Here is a 261-nt window from a genome sequence, read left to right as displayed (position 1 = left end):
CCTTGCTCTACAAACTGCGCAAACTTTCGTTTGGCTATTGTTTTATACTTTGCAAATTGCAGTAACATTTTATCTACTGAAAGCCATTGGGGGATCGGCTCTTGACCCATTACATGATGCCAGCTACTCCAAGGCCAATCCGATAGACTGTCGACCATTTTCGCTCTAATTGGGTTTAACACAATATACCTATTTAACTCTAATAAATATGCATCCTTATCAACCAAAATTGCCTTATAACGCCCTTGGAATAAATGCCCC

1 protein-coding gene is annotated in these 261 nt (G+C 39.8%); it reads right to left on the bottom strand.

The genetic code is table 11. From position 1 onward, the window contains the following. A partial coding sequence (locus tag SB751_RS32000; protein ID WP_410749266.1) for a transposase occupies positions 1–261 on the bottom strand: 261 nt, incomplete at both ends.

The organism is Cupriavidus sp. SIMBA_020, assembly GCF_046535395.1.
Lineage (GTDB): Bacteria > Pseudomonadota > Gammaproteobacteria > Burkholderiales > Burkholderiaceae > Cupriavidus > Cupriavidus campinensis.
The sequence above is the reverse complement of the archived record's forward strand: the minus strand, read 5'-3'. Positions and strand labels throughout refer to the sequence as shown.